This window comes from Mesorhizobium sp. BR-1-1-10, assembly GCF_020165595.1.
Taxonomy (GTDB): Bacteria; Pseudomonadota; Alphaproteobacteria; order Rhizobiales; family Rhizobiaceae; genus Mesorhizobium; species Mesorhizobium australicum.
Map to the genome: position 1 here is coordinate 545,839 of NZ_JAIUIL010000002.1, position 20,404 is coordinate 566,242.

Sequence of the window (20,404 nt, forward strand, 5' to 3'; positions counted from 1 at the left end):
AATGGCTACCCATATGAGACGTGGAATCGAAGGCGATTCGTCGCGGCACGGCCCCGCTTCATGCCGCAACCTGTTGTTAACCATCGATGTTCGTCCTTTCTTATCCATTGCCGCCGACACTCCGACCCGCTGCGGCACGCGACGTGGGACGGGAACCGGATCGCCTGCCTGATGCAGCCCAACGGAGCCAGTTGTGCGGGCGTCGCCGGACAGCTACCCTTAGCGTGGTGGCATGATGCCGTTCGAGAAAATCGAGTAAAGCCTTCATGAAGGTCATTGAACGCTACATCATGCGGCGCACTTTCGTTGTCTTCATCGCAGCGCTGGTCTGGACGCTGGCCATCGTGTGGACGACGCAGGTGCTGGCCAAGATCAACCTGGTCACGGACAGCGGCCAGTCGGCCTTGACCTTCTTCGAGGTCGCGTCTCTCATTCTCCCTTCCATCGTTCCGATCGTCGTGCCTTTCGCGCTCGTGGTGGCGGTCGCGCAGACACTCAGCGTGATGAATTCGGATTCGGAACTCGCGGTGGTCAATGCATCGGGTGCCTCGCGCTGGACCATCGTGCGGCCGATCATGCTGCTGGCGCTGGCCGCCAGCGTCTTTTCATTCGCCGTGGACAACGGCATCGACCCCTATGCACGACAGAAGAACCGCGCCCTGGTGGCGGAGTCGCGCGCCGACCTTTTGTCGCTGATCATTCAGGAAGGCACCTTCCGCAAGATCGAGGAAGGACTGTTCCTGCAGATTGGCGAGCGGCTTCCCGACAACCGGCTGGGTGGCATCTTCGTCGCCGATTCCCGTGAGGAAGGCGTCAATCTCGTCTATTATGCCAAGACCGGCAGCATCATCGAGCGGGGCGGCGAAAAGGTGCTGATGATGAATGACGGCGTCATCCATCGCAAGACGCTGACAGGCGACCTCAGTGTTATCCGGTTCACGTCCTATGCCTTCGACATGTCGGCCTTCATGTCGGCGGCCAACCAGGTGACGCTCCTGCCAAAGGACCAGACCACCCAGTACCTGCTCAATCCAAGCCCCAACGACAAGAACTACCAGCAAAGTCCGCAGGAGTACCGGGCGGAGATCGACCAGCGGTTTTCGGAATGGACATACTCCATGGTTTTCGCACTGATCGCGCTCGCGGTCGCGGGAGACGCGCGTTCGCATCGCGAGGCGCGCGTCAATCCGCTGATCACCGCCATCGCGATATCGCTGTTCGTACGCTGGCTGGGGTTCTTCGCCGCAAGCAAGGCCGACGAGGTCCCGCAATATTCCTATGTGGTGTATGGCATACCGATCGCGGCTTCCGCGGTGGCGATCTGGTTCATCGTGTCGAACCGGACCATGGAACTGCCGGTTGCCTGGGCGGACTGGATGACAAACCTGGCCAGCCGCATCGGTGACGGGTGGAATGCCCTCAAGTCGCGTTTGTCCAGGCGCGACACCTCGGGCCAGGGAGCCGGCTGATGGGCTGGACGCTGGGCCGTTACTTCTTCTTCCGTTACGTGGCGATCACGATCTGGTTCTTCATCGGCCTTCTGGCGCTGGTGTTCCTGATCGATTTCACGGAATTGTCGGGCCGCACCACTGGCCTGCCGGGCTTCACCTATGGGACGGCGATGGCCATTTCAGGCCTTCGAATGCCCATGATCATGCTGCAGACGGTGCCGTTTGTCGGCTTGTTCTCGGCGATGGCGACGCTGGTTTCGCTCAACCGGCGTTATGAACTCGTCATCGCGCGGTCTGCGGGCGTCTCCGCCTGGCAGTTCCTTTTGCCGTGCTGCATCGGCGCATTGCTGTTCGGCGTCGTGTCGGTCGGGATCATCAACCCGCTTGCCGCCCACGCTTTCTCCTTGTCCGAACAGATCGAGACCGAGCTGCGCTCCGGCAAGTCCAATACCGTTTCAGCAGATGCCGCGCCCTGGATTCGCCAGAAAACCAGTTCCGGCGACACGATCATCGGCGCGCGGGCTATCCTCGACCAGGGCCTGGAGATGGCCGACGCCGTGTTTTTCATCCTCGACCAGCAAGGCAACATTGTCGAGCGCAAGGACGCCGCACGGGCCTACCTGCGCGACGGCTATTGGGAATTGCAGGATGTAAAGACGTTCAGGAACGGCACCATCCAGCCCGTCGCGAGCGATCGTGTGCAGACCAATCTGAAGCCGGAATTCGTGCAGGAGCGGCTGGCGCGCCCGGAGACAATTCCCTTCTATGACCTGCCCGGAAAAATCGAGGTTGCCCGTTCCTTCGGCCTCAAGGCAAATGCCTTTGCCATGCAGTTTGATTCGCTGGTGGCGTTGCCGTTCCTGCTCGTCGCCATGACGCTGATTGCGGCAACAGTTTCAATGCGATTTGCGAGGATGGGACAATCGGCAACGATGATTCTGGGTGGCGTCGTTGCCGGGTTTCTGCTTTATGTCGTTTCGGTGCTGGTGAAGGCGTTCGGCGTGGCGGGGTTCGTGCCGACTGCCATAGCCGCCTGGGTGCCGGTCGTGGTAGCTATGTTCTTCGGGGTGACTTTCCTGCTATACAAGGAAGACGGCTAGTGAGGGAGGCGTTTTTGCCCAGCGACAGGCAGGCCCATTTGGCGCGCCTTTATGCGGCGAGCGCCTTGGTGTGCCTGCTTGCCTGCGGCGTGCCGCTGCCGGCCTTCGCGCAGGAGGTCGGCAACTTGGCGACCACCGTTCCATCCGGTTCGCAGATGCTGCTGGCCGCCGACACGCTGGAATACAACAACGACAACCAGACCGTGACCGCCGTCGGCGGCGTGCAGATCGACTATGGCGGCAACCGCCTCGTCGCCCAGAAGGTCGTCTACAACCGCAACACCAAGCGGATGGTTGCCAGTGGCAATGTCGAAATCGTCAACAGCGACGGCACGAAGATCAATTCACAACACATCGACATCACCGACGATTTCGCCGACGGTTTCGTCAACGCGCTGCGCGTTGAAACGGTCGACAAGGCCTATTTCGCCGCCGAAAGCGCCGAACGCATGGGCGGCGTGCTGACCACCTTCCACAATGGTGTCTACACCGCCTGCGAACCGTGCGAGGACAAGCCCGACAAGGCGCCGACATGGCGCGTCAAAGCCAGGAAGATCATCTGGAACGGTGAGAAGAAGACGGTTCGCTTCGAGAACGCGAATTTCGAGTTCTTCGGCTTTCCGCTGGCTTACCTGCCGGCGTTCGAGATCGCCGATCCCACCGTGAAGCGCAAGAGCGGCTTCCTGATCCCCAGCATCGGCTACAACAGCCATCTGGGGTATAGCGTCAAGGTTCCCTATTATTTCGCCCTTTCGCCGACATATGACCTGACGGTGACCGGAAGCGGTTACACCAAGCAGGGCTTCCTCGGCGAAGCCGAATGGCGCCAGCGCTTCAACAATGGCGAATACACATTCAAGGTTGCCGGGATCCAGCAGCAGAATCCGGACGACTTCCTCGACAGCGCCGCGTTCCCCTCGACCGCTGGCCACAATATCGATTCCGGCGCGGTGGGCGATCCGAACAAGTTCCGCGGCATGATGGGCACGCAAGGGCAGTTCGCCATTAACGAACGCTGGAATTTCGGCTGGGACGTGTTGCTGCAGACCGACAAGAATTTCTCGAACACCTACAACATTGCCAAGTACAATTCGTATGTCCATCAGTCCTCGGTCTACCTGACTGGTCTCAACGACCGTAATTATTTCGACGTGCGCGCCATGCATTTCGAGGTCCAGGAAGATACGCCCAACGACAATGCCGCCGCGAGAAGTGGCCAGCAGCCCTGGGTGCTGCCCTCGCTCGACTATGCCTATATCCCCGACACATCGGTCGCCGGCGGCCAGTTGTCGCTCAACGTCAACACGCGCGTCATCCGCCGCGAAGATCTCGACGAGACCTACTTTACCCCGTACGTGCCCGGCTCGGGTACGCAACGCGTGCGCGGCATCGAAGGCGAGTCCAGCCGCCTCACCGCCGAGGCCGAGTGGAAACGGAGCTTTGTCACCGACGACGGGCTGGTGCTGACACCGTTGCTGGCGCTGCAAGGCGACGTCGACTATGTCAGAGCGTCGTCGGCCTCGCTCACCGCGATCAACCAGATGGCGACGAATTTGGGCCAGCAGGACGACATGCGCTCGTCCTTTGCCCGCTACATGGCGACTGCCGGGCTCGAGATGAGCTGGCCGCTGTTGTTCTCGCTGGCCAGCGGCTCGAGCCACGTTGTCGAGCCGATGGCACAGGTGTTCCTGCGTCCGAACGAACAGTATGTCGGCGGCCTCTCCATTCCGAACGAAGACGCGCAGAGCATGGTTTTCGATGCGACCACGCTGTTCGAGCGCGACAAGTTCTCCGGTTATGACCGTATCGAGGGCGGCTCGCGTGCCAATGTCGGGCTGCGCTATTCCGGCTCCTACATCAATGGCTGGGGCACCAATGCCATCTTCGGCCAATCCTATCAAATTGGCGGCGAGAACTCCTTCGCGGCACCCGATCTGGTCAATGTCGGCGCAAATTCAGGCCTTGAGACCACCAAGTCCGACTATGTCGGCCTGTTTGGCATAACCAGCCCCAATGGATTCGCGGCTTCGGTCAGCGGCCGGTTCGACGAACAGAGCTTCGAGATCCGCCGCGCCGAGCTGAAAGCTGCCTACTCCGGCCTGCCGGTATCGTTGAGCGCCAAGTATGCCTTCATCCAGGCGCAGCCGCTCTACGGTTTCACCACCGACCGTCACGAGGTCACGCTCGGCGCATCCACGCATCTTGCCGAGAACTGGCGCGTGTTCGGGACAGGAACCTACGATTTGCAGGAGGGCCTGCTGGTCAAGGACGGGGTGGGCTTCGCCTACAACGATTCCTGCTTCACCTATCTGATGACGTACGCACAGTCGCGTGACCTGAACACCAGGGAAGTGACGCAAAGCATCGGATTCAACCTCTCGTTCCGCACCCTCGGCGACTTCGGCTCGTCGAGCAACGGAGTCGACACCATCCAATAGGCGGCGACATCGTTTCGCCGCATAGGGCTGGCACGGATTCGCGCATCCGGAACGGGCGGAGCCGGGAATAGAATTGGGATGCCAAGGATGAGGAAATACCTCTTTTCAGCAGGGTTCGCGTTGCTTGTGGCGGCGACATCCGTGTCAATGACCGTCATGACGCCGCCGGCTTTCGCCAGCGAGATCAAATACGTCGTCAACGACATGCCGATCACCACCGGTGATATCGCCCATCGTGCCGCCTTCCTGAAGCTGCAGCGCAAAAAGGGTGATGCTGGCCAGGAAATGATCGACCAGACGCTGCGGCTCGCCGAGGCCAGGCGGCTTGGTATCCGCATCAGCGATGCACAGGTCGAGGCCGCCTATCAGCGCTTTGCCGCCAACAACAAGATGCAGCGCGGCCAGCTCGACGGCGTCATGGAAAAATCCGGCGTCGGCAAGGACCATTTCAAGGAGTTCATCCGCGCCCAGATGGCCTGGAACCAGGCCTTGAGCGCGCGCTACCGTTCCGGCGAAGGCGGCAGCGTGACCGAACAGGACGCGGTGCGACGTATGCTCGACAAGGGCGGCGCCAAGCCGAGCGCCATGGAATACATGCTGCAGCAGGTCATCTTCGTCGTGCCGGCGGCCGAACGCAGCGCGACGCTGGCCAAGCGCAAGCGCGAGGCCGACGCCATGCGCGCTCGCTTCAACGGCTGCAACACGACGCGCGAGTTCGCCAAGGGCCTGATCGACGTCACGGTTCGTGATCTCGGCCGGGTTCTGGCGCCGCAACTGCCGCCAGACTGGGCCGAGCAGATCAAAGCGACCAAGGTCGGCGGCGCCACCGTTACGCGCGAGACCGAACGCGGCGTCGAATTCATCGGCATCTGCTCGTCGCGCGAAGTGTCCGACGACAAGACCGCCCAGATGGTGTTCCAGAGCGAAGGCTCCAACGACAAGGCCGCCGACGATCTCAGCAAGAAATATGTCGACGAGCTGAAGGCCAAAGCCCGCATCGTCAAGCGCTGACGTGGGTAGCGCGATGACCGCGCTGGCGTTGAGTGTCGGCGACCCATCCGGTATCGGCCCTGAAATAGCCATCGCCGCCTTCCTTGCGCGTGACGCCGTCGGCTTGCCCCCGTTCTATCTGCTGGCCGACCCGGCTGTGGTCACCGCGCGCGCGCGCCACCTTGGCGTTTTGCTGCCCGTCGAGGAGGTGACGCCGGTGCAGGCGATCGAGGTCTTTGGCCACGCCTTGCCGATCGTTCCGCTGACGGCGCGCTTCATCGACAGCCCCGGCCGGCCAGACCCGGCCAATGCGGCCGGCACCGTCGAAGCGATCGACCGTGCGGTCGCCGCCTGCCTTGCCGGTGAGGCCGCCGCGGTCGTGACCTGCCCGATTGCCAAGAAGCCGCTCTATGATGCGGGCTTCCTTTTTCCCGGCCACACCGAATATCTGGCGCATCTCGCGGCTCGGCACAGCGGCGTCGAGGCGATGCCGGTAATGATGCTGGCAGGCCCCGACCTGCGCACGGTTCCCATCACCATCCACATCGCCCTGGCCGAGGTGCCGAAAGTCCTGAGCACCGAATTGATCGTCGCGACCGCGCGCATCACCGCGGCCGACCTTGCCAGCCGCTTCGGCATCGCCAGGCCGCGGCTCGCCATTGCCGGCCTCAATCCGCATGCCGGCGAAGGCGGCTCCATGGGCACGGAAGACGAGCACATCGTGCGCCCGGCGGTCGACATCCTGCGCGCCGAAGGCATCGATGCTTTCGGCCCCCTGCCCGCCGACACGCTGTTCCATGCCCGGGCGCGGGCGGGCTACGACGCGGCGCTTTGCATGTATCACGATCAGGCCTTGATCCCTGCCAAGGCGCTGGCGTTCGACGAGGCGGTCAACGTCACGCTGGGCCTGCCCTTCGTCCGCACCTCGCCCGACCATGGCACCGCCTTCGACATCGCCGGCAAGCGCATTGCGCGGCCCGACAGCCTGGTCGCGGCACTGAAGCTCGCCAGAAAACTCGCCGACACCGACGCAAAGGCCGCAGCTGCATGAGCATCGATGGGCTGCCGCCGCTGCGCGACGTCATCGAGCGTCATGGACTGCAGGCGAAAAAGGCGCTTGGGCAGAACTTCCTGCTCGACCTCAATTTGACAGGCAAGATCGCGCGCAGCGCCGGCGACCTGACAAACGCCACGGTGATCGAGGTCGGGCCCGGGCCCGGAGGGCTGACGCGAGCGCTGCTTTCCAACGGCGCCCGCCGGGTCGTCGCCATAGAGCGCGACGAACGCTGCCTGGCAGCGCTTGCCGAAGTCTCGGCTCATTACCCCGGCCGGCTGGAGGTGATTTCGGGCGACGCGCTGAAGACCGACTTCGCCGCCCTCGCCGCCGCGGCTGGAGATAGTAGGCAGGTGCGGATCGTGGCCAATCTGCCCTACAACATCGGCACGGAACTGCTGGTCCGATGGCTGACGGTCACGGACTGGCCGCCCTTTTACGCCTCGATGACATTGATGTTCCAGCGCGAAGTCGCCCAGCGTATCGTCGCAGCGCCCGACAGCGACGCCTATGGCAGGCTGGGTGTGCTCGCTGGCTGGCGCACGCAGGCCAGGATCGCCTTCGACGTGCCGCCTCAGGCCTTCACGCCACCGCCCAAGGTCACCTCTTCGGTGGTGCATCTCGAGCCCCGCGCGACACCCCTGCCCGGCGATGTGAAGAAACTCGCTCGGGTCACGGAAGCCGCCTTCGGCCAACGCCGAAAGATGCTGCGGCAAAGCGTGAAAAGCCTCGGCGGCGAGGCCTTGCTCGAACGAGTGGGGATCGACCCGACACGACGCGCCGAAACGCTTAGCGTCGAGGAGTTCGTGCGACTGACCAATGCAGTGTAGCTCTCTTCTCGCCGCTCACGCAGGGGAGAAGGAAAAAAGCGGTCAATCCGTCTTCTCGTCCAGCAAGCCCGATACGAAATCGAAAAGACCTGGCCGGCGGTCGCGGCGCAGCCGCTCGGCCACGACGATGCCGCGTACTTCGGCGAAAGCACGGTCTAGATCGTCGTTGACGATGACGAAGTCATATTCCTTCCAGTGCTCGATCTCGTTGCGGGCGTTCTTCAGCCGCGTCTCTATCACCGCTTCCTGATCCTCGGCGCGGCGCTTCAGCCGCGCCTTCAATTCCTTCATCGACGGAGGCAGGATGAAGATCGAGACGATGTCGGCGCGCATCTTCTCCTTGAGCTGCTGGGCGCCCTGCCAGTCGATGTCGAACAGCATGTCGCGCCCCTGCGCCAGCGCCAGTTCGGCAGGTTCGCGCGGCGTCGCATAGCAATTGCCGTGCACCTCGGCCCATTCGAGCAGCGCGTCGGAATCACGCAGCCGCTCGAATTCGCGCATCGTGCGGAAATGGTAGTGAACGCCCTCGATTTCCGAGCCGCGGCGAGGCCTCGTGGTGACCGAGACCGACAGTTCGAGGCTGGAATCGCTCTCAAGAAGATTGCGCGCGATCGTCGACTTGCCGGCACCCGATGGTGACGACAGGACGAGCATCAACCCCCGGCGGCGGATGCGGGACCCCAAATCCCTGGCAACCATCGGTTCCTTGGCAACCATCGGCTACTCCAGATTCTGGACCTGTTCACGAAACTGGTCGACGACCGCCTTCAGTTCCAGTCCGATCGCGGTGACGGCGGCGGCATTCGACTTCGAACACAGCGTATTCGATTCGCGGTTAAATTCCTGTGCCAGAAAATCGAGCTTGCGGCCAACGGCGCCGCCGCCCTCGAGTAAGGCCCGGCCAGACGCGACATGCGTTTTCAGCCGGTCGATCTCCTCGCGAATATCGGCCTTGGTGGCAAGAAACGCCGCCTCCATGTGCAATCGGCTTGCATCCAGATTGGCGGATGCATCCATCAACAGCCTGACCTGCTCGGCGATGTGTTCGCGGATCGCCGCCGTATCGCGCGACGGATCCGCTTCCGCGCGCAGGGTCAGTGTCTCGATGACGTCGATATGACCGGACAAAAGCAGGGCCAATGCGGCACCTTCGCCCTGCCGGGCCTGTTCCAGGCCGTTCAGCGCCACGTCGAGCGCGGCCATGATGGCGGTGTCGAGCGCGGCCCGCGCCTCGTCGGTTTCGATGGTTTCGGGAACGTCGAGCACACCACGCAGCGACAGCAAACCGTCAGCCGTTGCGGGCGCAACGCCGAACTGTTCCTGCAATCGCTTGGCCAGGCCGGCAAGATCTTTCAAAAAAACCTCGTTGACCACAGGTTGCGCCTGCGCGCCGGCGGCACGGCCGATGGTCAGCGTCGCCTGGAAGTTGCCGCGCGCGAAACGCTTCTGCAGCGTTTGCCGAAGCACAGGCTCCAACCGCTCGAACCCCTGAGGCAGCCGCAACCGCACCTCGACGCTCTTGCCGTTGACGGATTTGACTTCCCAGGCAACGGAGGTGCCGTCATGCTCGGCGACGGCGCGCGCAAAACCGGTCATGCTCTGCAAATTCATGTCGCCTGCACATCCCTGGCGCCTCACCCCGAAACCGGTTTTCCGGAGGGACGAGTGCGGCTTAACTTAAAATGACCATTCCGCGAATACGTCGAAATTGGACGCCTGGCGTTCCTTCAAATGTCAGGCCGCCGCCTTCCAGGCAACGCTTTTCTTCGCCTTACTGGGCCGCGCCTGCATCACCGCCAGCATCGCCATTGTCGCCATCGGTGCCGCTGTCAATGGCAGGCTTGTCGTCAGCTGGCTTGTCGGCACTGCCGCTGGCACCGGCGGCAGCAGCGGCCTTGGCTGCCTCATCGGCCTGCTTCTTCTGCAGCGCGCGATAGCGGGCGACGTTTTCATTATGCTCGTTCAGCGTCGAAGCAAAGACGTGACCGCCCGTGCCGTCGGCGACAAAATAGAGATCGTCGGTCTTCGACGGGTTGGCCACGGCCTCGAGGGCCGCGCGGCCCGGATTGGCGATGGGCGTCGGCGGCAAGCCGCTGATCACATAGGTGTTGTAAGGCGTCTGCTTCTGGATGTCGGACTGATAGATCGGGCGATCCGCCGGCTTGCCCTTGCCGCCAAACAGACCGTAGATGATGGTCGGATCGGACTGCAGGCGCATGCCCTTGGCCAAGCGGTTCAGGAAGACGGCGGCCACGCGCGAGCGTTCGTCGCCCTTGCCGGTTTCCTTCTCGACGATCGAGGCCAGGGTGACAAAGTCCTCGACGCTGGCCAGGGGCAGATCCGGCGCGCGCCGCTGCCACACCTCATCGACCAGTTTCTTCTGATCGGCGAGCAGCTTGTCGACCATCTGCTGACGCGTTGCGCCACGCGTGAAGCGTAGCGTGTCGGTGGCAAGGCTGCCTTCAGGGGGTGTCTTCGCCGGCATATCGCCGCTCAAAGCCGGTTCGTCGGCGATGCGCTGCAAGGCCTGCTCGACCGTCAGCCCCTCGGGAATAGTCAGCGAATACATCACCGACTTGCCGCTCTTCAGCAGTTCCATGATGTCGCGCATGGATGCCCTGGGCTTGATCTCGTACTCACCGGCCTTGAGCGCGGAATCGTTGCCGAAGGCACGCACCCCGAGGCGGAATACGCGGGCGTCGCTGATCAATCCGCGGCGCTCGAGCTGGTCGGCAATGTCCTGGACGCCGGTGCTGGGCTTGACGAGGAAAGTGTCGCCATTGGCGGATGGGCCGGGTTCGGTAAACTCCTGCTTGCCGAAATAGAGGGCCACGCCCGCCGCCAGAACGATCAGCATCACCGCCGAGATGACGAAGTTCATGAACACGACGACCTGGCTGCGCGAAGCACGCGAGCGTTTCGGCGGCGGTGTTCCGGCTTCCGGCCGCAAGGCTTCGCTGGCCGTCTTCGGCACGATCGGCCCGGTGTTCGCCGGCCTTTGCCCGAATTCTCCGTTGCCCGACGGATTAGTGTTCATGTCGCCCTACCGTTCGATCTCTCAACGAATCCCCTGCGGCAGAGTAGGGGCGAATATGGCAAAATTGACGACACGCCAAAGCATTGCCCGGTAACCGGACCGTCAGCCATTATACCGCTGGAAGACGAGCGAGGCGTTGGTGCCACCGAAGCCGAAGGAATTGGACAGTGCCACGTCGATCTGGCGGGCGCGTGGCTTGTTCGGCACCAGGTCGATAGCGGTTTCGCGTTCTGGATTGTCGAGATTGATGGTCGCCGGTGCGATATTGTCGCGGATGGCGAGGATCGAAAAGATCGCTTCGGCCGCGCCTGCCGCTCCCAGCAAATGGCCGATCGACGACTTGGTCGACGACATCGAAATCTTCGACGCCGCATCGCCGACCAGCCGTTCGACGGCGCCGAGTTCGATCGTATCGGCCATGGTCGAGGTGCCGTGCGCATTGATGTAGTCGACATCGGCCGGCGTAAGCTTTGCCCGGTTCAACGCCGCCGTCATGCAACGGAAAGCACCGTCGCCATCTTCAGCCGGTGCGGTGATGTGGTAGGCGTCGCCGGTCAGGCCGTAGCCGGTCACCTCGGCATAGATCTTGGCGCCGCGCGCCTTGGCATGCTCAAGCTCCTCCAGCACGAGGACGCCGGCGCCCTCGCCCATGACGAAGCCGTCACGGTCGCGGTCGTAGGGCCGCGAGGCCGTTTGCGGGGTATCGTTGCGCTCGGTCGACAGCGCCCGGCATGCGGCAAAGCCGGCGAGCGACAGCCGGGTCACCGGCGATTCGGCGCCGCCAGCCAGCATGATGTCGGCATCGCCGAAGATGATCAGCCGGGCGGCGTCGCCAATGGCGTGCGCGCCGGTCGAGCAAGCGGTGACGACAGCGTGGTTGGGGCCTTTCAACCCGTGCCGGATCGAAACCTGGCCCGACACGAGATTGATGATATTTCCGGGAATGAAGAACGGGCTGATGCGACGCGGGCCGCGTTCCTTGAGGATGATCGCGTTCTCGGCGATGCCCTCAAGACCGCCGATACCGGAGCCGATCAGCACACCGGTGGCGCAACGCTCCTCCTCGGTTGATGGCTGCCAGCCGGAATCCTTCAGCGCTTCATCGGCGGCCGCGATCCCGTACAGGATGAAGTCGCCGATCTTGCGGAGTTCCTTCGGCTCAAGAATGGCTTCGGGATTGAGCGTGCCGTTGGAGCCGTCGCCGCGCGGAATGACGTGGGCGATCTTGCAGGCAAGATCGTCCACCTCGAACTCGGTGACGCGCTTAGCAGCGCTGCGGCCGGTCAGCAGTTCCTTCCAGCCGTGCTCGAAGCCCATACCGAACGGCGAAACCAGGCCAAGGCCCGTGACGACGACACGCCTCATCGCAGGTCCTCCCGGTGACGACTGCGAAAAGCGTCAGGCCGAAGCCTTGTCGATGTACTTCACCGCATCGCCGACCGTCAGGATGGTCTCGGCCGCGTCATCGGGGATCTCGACGCCGAATTCTTCTTCAAACGCCATGACGAGTTCAACCGTGTCGAGGCTGTCAGCGCCCAGATCATCGATGAAGCTCGCCTGCTCCGTCACTTTGTCGGCATCGACGCCAAGGTGCTCGATGACGATCTTCTTGACGCGCTCTGCGGTGTCACTCATTTGGGGCATCCTCGTCTATTGTTTGTCTGTCTTCGTTAGCGGGCGGAATGCCGCTAATCAAGCTGAAAGATGGTCCTGCCGGAAACGCAACGGCCACGGACCGGTTTTTGCCCGAACCGCCGGGTTGCGGGCCGCATTACACGAAAAATAGCCGAGGTCCAAGCCGAAATGGTGGGTTTTCACAGCCCGTCCGCGTTGCTGTCGGGCCTCGCTCAGATCATCGCCATACCGCCATTCACATGAATGGTTTGCCCGGTTACGTAGGCGGCCTCGTTCGAAGCCAGATAAGCAACGGCGGACGCCACTTCGGCACTGGTGCCCATGCGCTTGGTGGGGATGGCCGCCATGATCGCCTCTTTCTGCTTGTCATTGAGCTTGTCGGTCATCGCCGATTCGATGAAGCCCGGCGCGACGCAGTTGACCGTGATATTGCGGGTGGCGATCTCCTGCGCCAGCGATTTGGACAAACCGATCATGCCGGCCTTGGAGGCGCAGTAATTCGCCTGGCCGGGATTGCCGGTCACCCCGACCACCGAAGTGATGTTGATGATGCGGCCATGGCGGCGGCGCATCATCGGGTGAGTGAGTTCACGGGTCAGCCGGAAAACGGCGGTGAGATTGACCTCCATCACCGTATCCCAGTCGGCGTCCGACATGCGCACGAACAGGCCGTCCTTGGTGATGCCGGCATTGTTGACCAGGATGTCGACGCCTTCGAGATCGGCCTCCGCCTTCTGGCCGAGTGCCTTGACCTCGTCACGGTTCGACAGGTTGGCCGGGAACAGCTTGACCCGGTCGCCCAATTCGGAGGCCAGCGTCTCCAATTTATCAACGCGCGTGCCGTGCAGGCCGACGGTCGCGCCTTGCGCATGCAACACCCTGGCGATCGCCTCGCCGATGCCCCCCGATGCGCCGGTGACAAGCGCCTTGCGGCCGGTCAGTTCGAACATCTCTTGTCCTCTTCTCAAATCGTACGGACGGTTGTCAATAAACATCACCCCGATGGCCAATCGTTACCACCAGAATGACCAGACGCTTGTCCTTTACATCGCAGATTACGCGGTAATCCCCAATCCGATATCTCCAAAAACTCGTCAAAGAAGATGTCGGCGGCGAAGAATTCAAGTCACAGCACAGCCACAGCCGCCTCGACCTCGGCTGCGGAACCCACGGAGGCGGTGGCGATGTCGCGGTTGATGCGACGAGCCAGTCCTGAAAGCACCTTGCCGGCACCGATCTCGTAAAGCGTGGTGACGCCGTTGGCGCCGAACCACTCCACCGTTTCGCGCCAGCGGACGCGACCGGTCACCTGCTCGACCAGCCGCCCGGCGATCCCGTCGGGATCGGTCGACGGCTGCACCGATACGTTGGACACCACGGGAACGATTGGCGCGGTCTTTGTCACGCCGGCAAGTGCCTCGCGCATGACATTGGCGGCCGGCGTCATCAGCGCGGAATGGAAGGGCGCCGAAACCTGCAGCATCAGCGCCCGTTTGGCGCCTTTTTCGGTGCACAGTTTCGCTGCCAGTTCAACCGCCGCCTTCGCCCCTGATATGACCAGTTGGCCGCCGCCATTGTCGTTCGCCACCTGGCAGACGGCCCCCTTGCCGGCCCCAAGGGCGGCCTCAGCACAGGCGGCTTCGACATCGGCCTGCTCCAACCCGATGATCGCCGCCATGGCGCCCTCGCCGGCCGGCACCGCTGCCTGCATGGCGTTGCCGCGGATGCGCAGCAGGCGGGCGGCATCGGCAACGGAAACGAAGCCGGCGGCGGCGAGTGCCGAATATTCGCCCAGCGAATGGCCGGCGACATAAGCGACCTTGTCCTTCAGCGAGAAGCCGCGCGATTCCAGCGCGCTGATGGCGGCAAGCGACACCGCCATCAGCGCCGGCTGCGCGTTGGCCGTCAGCGTCAGCGTCTCTTCGGGACCTTCCCAGATCAGCTTCGACAGGTTTTCGCCGAGCGCGTCATCGACTTCCTGGAAAATCCTGCGTGCCTCGGGAAAGGCATCGGCAAGATCCTTGCCCATGCCGACAGCCTGGCTACCCTGTCCCGGAAAGGTGAATGCAACGGCCATGCGAGGGCTCCCCTGACTGGTTTTGCTTGCCTGATACTACGAATTTTCCCTGCCTGTGACGCAAGGCAGGCCGCCAAGTCAAGCCACTTCAGCCCATGCCAATGGGCCCATCCCCGCGCGAGTGCCTGTTCCGAAAGGCTTTTTGGCGATCACACCTGATGAAAACCGCTCACGAATCGTTCGCTGGCTCTTCTTATTTCCGCCACAGGCGCTAGCTTTGCGTGACAATTATATGACAATCGAATGACGTGGTTGTCTTTGGGCGGGAAGTTGAAGTGGCAAAGAGTTTCAAACGTGCCGGCAACGCGGCGCCGCAGTTCCTGGAAGACGATCCGTCCACCGGCTATCTGCCGGACCGTAGATGGCCTGTCGTCCGCTATGGGCTGATCAGCCTGGCGATCTCGGCCGTCCTGGTGTTCGCCATCGAACTGATCGTGCGCGGTGATGTCGCCGGCACCGTTTCCTTCTTCCTGCAGCCGTTCAAGCCGGGCTGGACAACCATCGTCGTCTTCGCGCTGGTCCTGATCGGTCTCGACGCGGTGCTCGGCCGCAGTCATCAGAGCCTGATGATCGTCGCGCCGCTGACCTTGTCGCTGGCCTTTGTCGGCCACCAGAAGTCGCATTATCTCGGCGATCCGCTCTACCCGACGGATTTCCTCTACGCCCGCCAGATCTTCGCCCTGCTGCCGCTCTTGGTGCGCGAGCGGCCAATGACGGCGCTGGCCATGGCCGCGGGCATCGTCGCCGGCTTGTCCCTGCTCGTCTACGGCTGGCGGCTATGGCGCCGCAAGGTTCCGGCCCTCAGCCGCAAGGGCCGCCTTGCCCGGCTGACGCTGGCGGTGCCGCTGCTCGCCTTCTTCGTCTCGATCATGGATTACGCCACCTTCTCGTGGACCAGGGACCGGCTGCAGATCATCCCGATCATGTGGGACCAGAAGGAAAACTACGCCTCCAACGGCTTCGCGCTCGCCTTCGCGCTCAACGTGCCGATGGCGCATGTCTCGGCACCGCCGGGCTATTCCGACAAGGCGATCGCGGCGATCGAGCGGCCCGAGGTGACCGCCTCGATGCCGGCCCAGAAGCCGGACATCATCATCGTCATGAGCGAATCCTTCTGGGATCCAACCAAGCTGCCCGGAGTCACCATCACCCCCGATCCGATGCCCAATGTGCGGGCGCTCCGCTCGGGCTCGATGTTCTCGCCCGAATTCGGCGGCATGACCGCCAACATCGAATTCGAAGCGCTGACCGGCTTTTCCAATGCTTTCCTGCCGGCCGGCAGCATCCCCTACCAGCAATATGTCCGCACCCCGACGCCGTCGATGGCAACCTTCCTGAAGAGCGAAGGCTATAGGGCACGCGCCATCCATCCAGGAACGAACTGGTTCTGGAACCGCGGCGCGGTCTATGCCGATTTCGGTTTCAACGACTTCAAATCGGAAGAGACGCTGCCGCCCATGGAAAAGCGCGGACCGCTGGCATCCGACGCGGCGATGACCGACGAGATCATACGCGAAGCGGACGCCAGCGAGGACCCGGTGTTCTTCTTCGCCGTCAGTCTGCAGAACCACGGCCCCTATGAACCGAACCGTTATTCGAATCCGACCCATTCGGTGCAAGCGCCGATCAGCCAGTGGGCGCGCGACTCGCTGCTCTCCTACGCCGAAGGTTCAGCCGACGCGGACCGCGGCCTTGAACGGCTGATCGAATGGGCCAAGAGGCGCGAGCGGCCGACGATTGTCGCCTTTTTCGGTGACCACCTGCCGCCGCTCGGACCGGTCTATGTCGAGACCGGCTTCCTGAAGGACAACGTCGCGCCGCGCAAGGAACCAACGCCGGAGGCCGCCCTCGAACATCACGCGACACCGCTGATCATCTGGTCGAACCGCTCCGGCCCGGTCGAGAATCTGGGCACGGTCAGCCCCGCGTTCCTGCCCTATCATATCCTCACCGCCGCCGGCATCACCCACCCTTACTACACCGGCTTCCTGGGCGAGATGCGGGAGCGCTATCGTGTCGTCGACCGCAACCTGCTGCTCACGCCGGCCGGGGCGGCCACGCCAGACTGGTCGCGTCAGAAAGAGATTGACCCGGCGATCAGCGACTTCCGGCTGATCCAGTACGACATGATGTTCGGCAAGCGCCATGCCGCGCCCGACTTCTTCCCCGAGACGGTCGACAAGATCGTCGCCCATACGAGTTGAGCCGATCGGCGGGCGCTTAATTTCCCCTGCCGCCCGCCCTCGGATCAGCTGCTCAGTTCGTCAATTGCAGCTTCGAAAATTTGTTGGCGATCTGCAGAAACACGTTCGGCAGCTTGGCCGGATCATTGATGGCATAATAGTCGCTGGGATTCGAGGCGGAGGCGCTGTAATGGGTGCGGTTAGCGACCGTTGACGACGGGCTCGACCCTGTGCGACCTGACATTGCGGTTAAGGGCCGGTTGCCGGGAAAATCGCCGGCCTTGCCGGGCGCTGCCACGTGGGTTCCTGCGGCCTGCGACATCAGGGATGCCGCTTGGCCTTGCTTTATCAGCGGATTGCTTTATAGACGCCGCCAATCTGCCGGTCCCAGCTGGGGGCTGAACGGAGGGCCGGAGGTTTTTTCGAGAACCTTCGTGTGAAGCCAGAAGCGCTTCCGCCTCCCGTGTCTCCGCTCTCGACCGTCTCGTCATGCTCCTTTCTTCCCCGCGCCTTTCGAGGCACATGCGGGTCAGAGAAGTTGCAGAGGCTTTTGCCGCCGGGAACCGGGAGAGAAACGAAGAAAGGCACCAAGACATAATGGCTCTTTACGAACATGTGTTTCTTGCCCGGCAGGACCTCTCGCAGCAGCAGGTCGATGCGCTTGTCGAACAGTACAAGGGCGTCATCTCAGCGAATGGCGGGTCTGTCGGCCGGGTCGAGAACTGGGGACTGAAGTCCCTCACCTACCGGGTCAACAAGAACCGGAAGGCATACTACACGCTGATGGACCTCACCTGCCCGCCGGCAGCGCTCAACGAGATGGAGCGCCAGATGGGTCTGTCCGAGGACGTGCTGCGCTTCCTGACCATCAAGGTCGAGGCGCATGAGGAAGGCCCTTCGGCCATGATGCAGAAGCGCGAAGAGCGCTCCGAGCGCGGTGGCTTTGGCGATCGCGACCGTGGCGATCGGCCGGCCCGCAGCTTCGGCGACCGCGGCGATCGTGGCCCGCGTTCGTTCGGCGATCGCGAAGGCGGCGACCGTGGTCCGCGCCGTCCGCGCGAAGGTTTTGAAGGGGGTGCAGAATAATGGTCGACATCAACCAGATCCCGACCCGGCGCCCTTTCCATCGCCGCCGTAAGACCTGCCCGTTCTCCGGCGCCAACGCCCCGAAGATCGACTACAAGGACGTGCGTCTCTTGCAGCGCTACATTTCCGAGCGCGGCAAGATCGTGCCGTCGCGCATCACCGCCGTCAGCCAGAAGAAGCAGCGCGAGCTCGCCAAGGCGATCAAGCGCGCCCGTTTCCTCGGCCTGCTGCCCTACGTGGTTCGCTAATTCTTCCGAACGGGCGGTTCGCCGCCCGTTCCTGTCACCGGCCATGACGGGCATGACCGGTTAGCGTCAAATCCCGAGTTGAGGTCAAAACCTCTAACTGCCGCGACAGGCAGGACAGCGACACCGGCGGCAACGCCCTTTTGCTTCCTGACCTGTTCCAGAGAATTCGGCGTCGGCCTTGTGGACGGACGCCCAACCAAAAGGAACATAATCATGGACGTCATCCTTCTCGAACGCGTCTCCCGCCTCGGCCAGATGGGCGATACCGTCAAGGTCAAGGACGGTTTTGCCCGCAACTTCCTGCTGCCGCAGGGCAAGGCGTTGCGCGCCAACGAAGCCAACAAGAAGAAGTTCGAAGGCCAGCGCGCCCAGCTCGAAGCCCGCAACCTCGAGCGCAAGTCGGAAGCCGCAGAGGTTGCCGAAAAGCTGGACGGCAAGAGCTTCATCGCCGTTCGCTCGGCCGGTGAGACCGGTCAGCTCTACGGTTCGGTGTCGACGCGCGATATCGCCGACCTGCTGACCGCGGAAGGCTTCACGGTCAACCGCAACCAGATCCAGCTCAACCAGCCAATCAAGACCATCGGCGTCACCAACGTGGCGATCGCGCTGCATCCGGAAGTCGAAGTCACCATCACGCTCAACATCGCCCGCACGGCTGACGAAGCCGAGCGCCAGGCCAAGGGCGAGACGCTGACCACCGCCGAAGCCATTTATGGCGACGACATCAACGACAATGCGCGGCCGGAAAACTTCTTCGATCCGAATGCCGAGTTCGAAGGCGGCGAAGAAAACGCCTGATCACATACGCTCCGAGCGCCGGACCGGCGCTCCGATCGTGCTGTCGATTTCCAGTCATTTCTGGACCAATGCCCGGGCCTCTCGCCCGGGCATTTTTGTGCCAAAAGGAACTTTTCGAAACCCTATATATTGATGCAGAGTAGGACAGCCTGTCTGACCGTGAGGGGACACCGGACCATGAATATTCTGTTGAAGCGCGTTCTCGACCGCCTGGTGCGCACGGGCAGCCTCAAGGTAACCGGGCCGAAGGGCACGACGTTCATCTTCGGCGACGGCAGCGGCGAGCCGGTGCACATGCACATCAAGACCAGGCATGCCGAGCGCGCCATCACCTTCGATCCGATGCTGGCGGTGCCTGAATCCTACATGGACGGCGAGCTGGACATTCTCGAAGGCGGCGTGCTCGGACTGATGCGCATTGCCTTCCAGAACATGGGCAGCGGCGGCATCGACGCGACATGGTCGAAAGCCATAGAGGGCCTGCGCCACGCCTTCCGTCGCCTGCAGCAGATCAACACCGCCGCGCGCTCGCGCCGCAACGTGCAGCGCCACTACGATCTGTCGGGTGAGCTTTACCGGCTCTTCCTCGATGAGGACATGCAGTATTCCTGTGCCTATTTCGAGCAGCCGGACATGACGCTCGACGAGGCGCAGGCCGCCAAGAAACGTCATATCGCCGCCAAGCTCAGGCTGAAGGCCGGCCAGACGGTGCTCGACATCGGCTCCGGCTGGGGCGGGCTCGGCCTCTATCTGGCCAAGGCCTTCGATGTCGACGTGCAGGGCGTGACGCTGTCGACGGAACAGCATGGCGTCGCCACCGACCGGGCCCATGCGCAAGGGCTGGAAAACCACGTCCATTTCGAACTGAAGGATTATCGCGAGCTCAACGAACGCTTCGACCGCATTGTCTCGGTCGGCATGTTCGAGCATGTCGGGGTCAACCATTACCGCACCTTCTTCGACAAGGCGGCAACATTGCTGAAGCCTGATGGCGTCATGCTTTTGCACACGATCGGCCGCTCCGGCGTGCCGTGGGCGACCAGCGCCTTCATCCGCAAGTATATTTTCCCGGGCGGCTACATCCCGGCAATGTCCGAGGTGCTGCCGGCGATCGAGAAGTCCGGCCTCGTGGTCACTGACGTCGAGATCCTGCGGCTCCATTATGCCGACACGCTGAAGCATTGGGGCCTGCGCTTCGCCGCCAACCGCGACAAGGCAAAGGCGATCTATGACGAACGCTTCTGCCGCATGTGGGAGTTCTATCTGGCTGCCTCGGAAGCTGCCTTCCGTTGGCAGGACTTGGTGATTTTCCAGTTCCAGATCACCAAGAAGAACGACACGCTGCCGATGACGCGCGACTATATGGCCAAATGCGAGAAGGCGCTGGAGTTGCGCGACATGGGCCGCCGCGAGGCGGCTCCTGTCGAGAAGTCCGCCAAGCCCGCCCGCCGACGCAAGGTGGCGGAATAGGAACAGC

19 protein-coding genes and 1 pseudogene are annotated in these 20,404 nt (G+C 62.7%); 11 read left to right on the plus strand and 9 right to left on the minus strand.

Annotated features, from left to right (window positions below):
- Nucleotides 1-266 precede the first annotated feature (266 nt).
- The 6 genes from lptF (at nucleotide 267) to rsmA (ending at nucleotide 7,863) form a co-directional block, all read left to right on the plus strand.
- Nucleotides 267-1,469, plus strand: a complete 1,203-nt coding sequence (lptF, locus tag LB555_RS05705; protein ID WP_224682426.1) for an LPS export ABC transporter permease LptF — start codon at nucleotides 267-269, stop codon at nucleotides 1,467-1,469.
- Nucleotides 1,466-2,551 carry an LPS export ABC transporter permease LptG gene (gene lptG, locus LB555_RS05710; protein WP_181171237.1) on the plus strand — a complete coding sequence of 362 codons (1,086 nt, stop codon included), beginning with the start codon at nucleotides 1,466-1,468 and terminating at the stop codon, nucleotides 2,549-2,551. Before lptF ends, lptG begins: the two co-directional genes overlap by 4 nt.
- The gene (locus tag LB555_RS05715; RefSeq protein ID WP_224682427.1) at nucleotides 2,551-4,989 is read left to right on the plus strand and encodes an LPS-assembly protein LptD; all 2,439 of its coding nucleotides are present in this window, start codon (nucleotides 2,551-2,553) and stop codon (nucleotides 4,987-4,989) included. Before lptG ends, LB555_RS05715 begins: the two co-directional genes overlap by 1 nt.
- Before the next feature lie 78 nt (nucleotides 4,990-5,067).
- Entirely contained in the window at nucleotides 5,068-6,000 is a 933-nt protein-coding gene (locus tag LB555_RS05720; RefSeq protein ID WP_224643518.1) for a peptidylprolyl isomerase, read from the plus strand.
- Nucleotides 6,001-6,013: 13 nt separating this feature from the next.
- The gene (gene pdxA, locus LB555_RS05725) at nucleotides 6,014-7,030 is read left to right on the plus strand and encodes a 4-hydroxythreonine-4-phosphate dehydrogenase PdxA (RefSeq protein ID WP_224682428.1); all 1,017 of its coding nucleotides are present in this window, start codon (nucleotides 6,014-6,016) and stop codon (nucleotides 7,028-7,030) included.
- Nucleotides 7,027-7,863 (plus strand): 16S rRNA (adenine(1518)-N(6)/adenine(1519)-N(6))-dimethyltransferase RsmA, encoded by an 837-nt coding sequence (rsmA, locus tag LB555_RS05730; RefSeq protein ID WP_224682429.1) that lies wholly within the window; start codon nucleotides 7,027-7,029, stop codon nucleotides 7,861-7,863. The genes pdxA and rsmA overlap by 4 nt, the downstream gene beginning before the upstream one ends.
- A gap of 42 nt (nucleotides 7,864-7,905) precedes the next feature.
- Here rsmA and gmk read toward each other — a convergent pair whose 3' ends face one another.
- From gmk to fabD, 8 genes and pseudogenes are all read right to left on the minus strand, one after another.
- Complete coding sequence (gene gmk / locus LB555_RS05735; protein WP_023773399.1) at nucleotides 7,906-8,562, minus strand: guanylate kinase; 657 nt, start codon at nucleotides 8,560-8,562, stop codon at nucleotides 7,906-7,908.
- Between the two features lie 21 nt (nucleotides 8,563-8,583).
- Nucleotides 8,584-9,474, minus strand: a complete 891-nt coding sequence (locus LB555_RS05740) for a YicC/YloC family endoribonuclease (protein ID WP_140878612.1) — start codon at nucleotides 9,472-9,474, stop codon at nucleotides 8,584-8,586.
- Nucleotides 9,475-9,634: 160 nt separating this feature from the next.
- Complete coding sequence (gene mltG, locus LB555_RS05745; RefSeq protein ID WP_140878613.1) at nucleotides 9,635-10,900, minus strand: endolytic transglycosylase MltG; 1,266 nt, start codon at nucleotides 10,898-10,900, stop codon at nucleotides 9,635-9,637.
- A 102-nt stretch (nucleotides 10,901-11,002) separates the two neighbouring features.
- On the minus strand, nucleotides 11,003-12,265 hold the full coding sequence (gene fabF / locus LB555_RS05750; RefSeq protein WP_023773396.1) for a beta-ketoacyl-ACP synthase II: 1,263 nt from the start codon (nucleotides 12,263-12,265) through the stop codon (nucleotides 11,003-11,005).
- Nucleotides 12,266-12,298: 33 nt separating this feature from the next.
- The gene (locus LB555_RS05755) at nucleotides 12,299-12,535 is read right to left on the minus strand and encodes an acyl carrier protein (protein ID WP_006203723.1); all 237 of its coding nucleotides are present in this window, start codon (nucleotides 12,533-12,535) and stop codon (nucleotides 12,299-12,301) included.
- Between the two features lie 212 nt (nucleotides 12,536-12,747).
- Complete coding sequence (gene fabG, locus LB555_RS05760) at nucleotides 12,748-13,485, minus strand: 3-oxoacyl-[acyl-carrier-protein] reductase (RefSeq protein ID WP_224584638.1); 738 nt, start codon at nucleotides 13,483-13,485, stop codon at nucleotides 12,748-12,750.
- Nucleotides 13,486-13,519: 34 nt separating this feature from the next.
- Nucleotides 13,520-13,639, minus strand: a pseudogene (locus tag LB555_RS05765) (type II toxin-antitoxin system RelE family toxin); the annotation flags it as partial.
- A gap of 22 nt (nucleotides 13,640-13,661) precedes the next feature.
- Nucleotides 13,662-14,612: an ACP S-malonyltransferase gene (gene fabD / locus LB555_RS05770; protein WP_224593931.1), complete on the minus strand. Its 951-nt coding sequence runs from the start codon at nucleotides 14,610-14,612 to the stop codon at nucleotides 13,662-13,664.
- A gap of 275 nt (nucleotides 14,613-14,887) precedes the next feature.
- Here fabD and LB555_RS05775 point away from each other — a divergent pair, with 275 nt between their 5' ends.
- Entirely contained in the window at nucleotides 14,888-16,816 is a 1,929-nt protein-coding gene (locus LB555_RS05775) for an LTA synthase family protein (protein WP_224682430.1), read from the plus strand.
- A 52-nt stretch (nucleotides 16,817-16,868) separates the two neighbouring features.
- Here LB555_RS05775 and LB555_RS05780 read toward each other — a convergent pair whose 3' ends face one another.
- Nucleotides 16,869-17,117, minus strand: a complete 249-nt coding sequence (locus LB555_RS05780) for a hypothetical protein (protein ID WP_140664622.1) — start codon at nucleotides 17,115-17,117, stop codon at nucleotides 16,869-16,871.
- A gap of 275 nt (nucleotides 17,118-17,392) precedes the next feature.
- On the opposite strand from LB555_RS05780, the gene rpsF reads away from it, so the two are divergent.
- From rpsF to LB555_RS05800, 4 genes are all read left to right on the plus strand, one after another.
- Nucleotides 17,393-17,881 (plus strand): 30S ribosomal protein S6, encoded by a 489-nt coding sequence (gene rpsF / locus LB555_RS05785; protein WP_015318508.1) that lies wholly within the window; start codon nucleotides 17,393-17,395, stop codon nucleotides 17,879-17,881.
- A complete protein-coding gene (rpsR, locus tag LB555_RS05790; protein WP_006203718.1) occupies nucleotides 17,881-18,129 on the plus strand; it encodes a 30S ribosomal protein S18 in 249 nt (82 codons plus the stop codon). Before rpsF ends, rpsR begins: the two co-directional genes overlap by 1 nt.
- 213 nt (nucleotides 18,130-18,342) lie before the next feature.
- Nucleotides 18,343-18,927 carry a 50S ribosomal protein L9 gene (gene rplI, locus LB555_RS05795; protein WP_015318509.1) on the plus strand — a complete coding sequence of 195 codons (585 nt, stop codon included), beginning with the start codon at nucleotides 18,343-18,345 and terminating at the stop codon, nucleotides 18,925-18,927.
- Nucleotides 18,928-19,104: 177 nt separating this feature from the next.
- The gene (locus LB555_RS05800; protein ID WP_140717947.1) at nucleotides 19,105-20,397 is read left to right on the plus strand and encodes an SAM-dependent methyltransferase; all 1,293 of its coding nucleotides are present in this window, start codon (nucleotides 19,105-19,107) and stop codon (nucleotides 20,395-20,397) included.
- Nucleotides 20,398-20,404: the final 7 nt, after the last annotated feature.

Bases quoted from the DNA above. Each gene is read 5' to 3' on its own strand.
- lptF (WP_224682426.1), top strand. From the start codon at position 267: ATGAAGGTCATTGAACGCTACATCATGCGGCGCACTTTCGTTGTCTTC.
- LB555_RS05720 (WP_224643518.1), top strand. From the start codon at position 5,068: ATGCCAAGGATGAGGAAATACCTCTTTTCAGCAGGGTTCGCGTTGCTT.
- pdxA (WP_224682428.1), top strand. From the start codon at position 6,014: ATGACCGCGCTGGCGTTGAGTGTCGGCGACCCATCCGGTATCGGCCCT.
- rsmA (WP_224682429.1), top strand. From the start codon at position 7,027: ATGAGCATCGATGGGCTGCCGCCGCTGCGCGACGTCATCGAGCGTCAT.
- gmk (WP_023773399.1), bottom strand. From the start codon at position 8,562: ATGGTTGCCAGGGATTTGGGGTCCCGCATCCGCCGCCGGGGGTTGATG.
- LB555_RS05740 (WP_140878612.1), bottom strand. From the start codon at position 9,474: ATGAATTTGCAGAGCATGACCGGTTTTGCGCGCGCCGTCGCCGAGCAT.
- mltG (WP_140878613.1), bottom strand. From the start codon at position 10,900: ATGAACACTAATCCGTCGGGCAACGGAGAATTCGGGCAAAGGCCGGCG.
- fabF (WP_023773396.1), bottom strand. From the start codon at position 12,265: ATGAGGCGTGTCGTCGTCACGGGCCTTGGCCTGGTTTCGCCGTTCGGT.
- LB555_RS05755 (WP_006203723.1), bottom strand. From the start codon at position 12,535: ATGAGTGACACCGCAGAGCGCGTCAAGAAGATCGTCATCGAGCACCTT.
- fabG (WP_224584638.1), bottom strand. From the start codon at position 13,485: ATGTTCGAACTGACCGGCCGCAAGGCGCTTGTCACCGGCGCATCGGGG.
- fabD (WP_224593931.1), bottom strand. From the start codon at position 14,612: ATGGCCGTTGCATTCACCTTTCCGGGACAGGGTAGCCAGGCTGTCGGC.
- LB555_RS05780 (WP_140664622.1), bottom strand. From the start codon at position 17,117: ATGTCGCAGGCCGCAGGAACCCACGTGGCAGCGCCCGGCAAGGCCGGC.
- rpsF (WP_015318508.1), top strand. From the start codon at position 17,393: ATGGCTCTTTACGAACATGTGTTTCTTGCCCGGCAGGACCTCTCGCAG.
- rpsR (WP_006203718.1), top strand. From the start codon at position 17,881: ATGGTCGACATCAACCAGATCCCGACCCGGCGCCCTTTCCATCGCCGC.
- rplI (WP_015318509.1), top strand. From the start codon at position 18,343: ATGGACGTCATCCTTCTCGAACGCGTCTCCCGCCTCGGCCAGATGGGC.
- LB555_RS05800 (WP_140717947.1), top strand. From the start codon at position 19,105: ATGAATATTCTGTTGAAGCGCGTTCTCGACCGCCTGGTGCGCACGGGC.